We start from the raw sequence: 1,353 nt of genomic DNA, 5'->3' as shown, positions 1-1,353 counted from the left end.
TCATTAGCTGCATCAACGATAAAGCCGACATCAATATCATCCTTTGATACAATAATCATTCGTGAGCTTTCGGAATTTTCAATCTCCTCTAACCCAAAACGTTTGCGTAAATCAATGACAGGTGTCACAACCCCTCTTAGGTTAATTACACCTTTTATATAAGGAGCTGTTCTTGGTACACGTGTAATATGTTCGACTTTTTCAATTGATTGAACTTGTTGCACAGGAATCCCGTATTCCTCTTCTTGTAGTTGAAATACAATGACTTTAAGATCCCCTGATAAAATTTCACTCATTTGTAGACCACCTTCTTAAAATTAATCGTCAAAAAATAGCAACATATATCTTTCAATTTCAATTAACTAGAATTATTTAATTAAAGAATTACAGTCAACAATAAGTGCTACTTGTCCATCACCTAAAATCGTTGCACCTGAAATAGCAAAAACAGAATCTAAGTAATTCCCAAGTGATTTAAGTACGATCTCTTGTTGGCCAATAAATGAATCTACCACTAATGCAGCCATTTTTTCACCTTTACGAACGATAATAATCGATACAAAGTCATCATTATTATTTTTAACTGGAACCTCAAAAATTTCAGTTAAATAAACTAAAGGAACAATTTTCCCGCGAAAATCTATGACCTTTTGATTATGCGCTTGAAGGATTTCCTCTTTTTTAATAACAGCCGTTTCAATAATCGATGATAAAGGAATGGCATATTTTTCATTTTGTAATTCCACAAGCATGACAGAAATAATAGAAAGTGTAAGTGGCAGCTGTATTGAGAATAATGAGCCTTTCCCTTCTTCAGCATCAATTGAAACAGTACCACCAAGTGATTCAATCGTACTTTTCACAACATCTAATCCTACGCCGCGACCAGAAATATCTGAGATTTTATCAGCAGTAGAAAAACCTGATGAGAAAATTAATTCATACACTTGATTATCCGTTAATGTTGCTGCAATTTGCTCTGTTACTACTCCCCGATCAATCGCCTTTGCAAGAACACGCTCACGGTTAATTCCAGCACCATCATCTTCAATTTCAATGAATACATGGTTTCCGCTATGGTAAGCTCTTAAGACCACATTTCCAACTTCAGGCTTCCCTTTTTTCAAACGCTCCTCTGGCATTTCAATACCGTGATCAATTGCGTTGCGTAGTAAATGTACTAACGGATCACCAATTTCATCAATTACAGTTCGGTCTAATTCTGTTTCAGCACCAATTATTTCTAAATTAATTTGTTTATTTAAATCTTTTGCAAGCTGACGAATCATTCTTGGGAAACGATTAAACACTGTTTCAACAGGGACCATTCGCATATTCAAAATTATATTTTGC

General features: G+C 34.7%; 2 protein-coding genes. Both read right to left on the bottom strand.

The window, feature by feature from the left end; genetic code table 11:
• Positions 1 to 296: chemotaxis protein CheW (locus tag HU235_RS19700; RefSeq protein WP_174881319.1), on the bottom strand; the 296-nt coding region annotated here is incomplete at its 3' end.
• Positions 297 to 368: 72 nt separating this feature from the next.
• The coding region (locus tag HU235_RS19695) for a chemotaxis protein CheA (protein WP_174881318.1) at positions 369 to 1,353 on the bottom strand (985 nt) is incomplete at its 5' end.

Origin of the sequence: Metabacillus niabensis (assembly GCF_902829255.1) — a bacterium.
Classification (GTDB): domain Bacteria; phylum Bacillota; class Bacilli; order Bacillales; family Bacillaceae; genus Metabacillus; species Metabacillus niabensis.
This window is presented reverse-complemented; position numbering and strand designations above follow the sequence as displayed.